This window comes from Marinobacter confluentis, from assembly GCF_004785685.1.
GTDB lineage: Bacteria > Pseudomonadota > Gammaproteobacteria > Pseudomonadales > Oleiphilaceae > Marinobacter > Marinobacter confluentis.
This window is the reverse complement of the sequence record NZ_SRPF01000088.1, coordinates 1-303: the sequence shown is the minus strand read 5'-3', so window position 1 is coordinate 303 and position 303 is coordinate 1. Positions and strand designations below refer to the sequence as shown.

Annotated in this window: 1 pseudogene; it reads left to right on the top strand. The window is 55.8% G+C overall.

The features are described from left to right. Positions 1-303: pseudogene (locus E5Q11_RS17675) on the top strand (glycerol acyltransferase); the annotation flags it as partial.

The window sequence follows — 303 nt, the reverse complement described above, 5'->3', positions numbered from 1 at the left end:
CCTGCATATCGTGCCGGTGTCCGTTGCCTATGAATATGATCCCTGTGATCTGGACAAGGCCCGGGAACTGGAAACCCGTGCCCGCACCGGGCAGTACGCAAAGACAAAGGACGAAGATACCGAGTCGATCATGAAAGGTTTGCCCGGTTACAAGGGTCATGTTCATGTTCATTTCGGCCAGCCCATTACCGACGCCGAGGACAACCCGAAAGCACTCGCGGCATGGATCGACCACGAAATGCACGGCAACTATCACCTGCATTCCTCCAATCTCGTGGCCTACCAACAGCGCTCACTGCATCC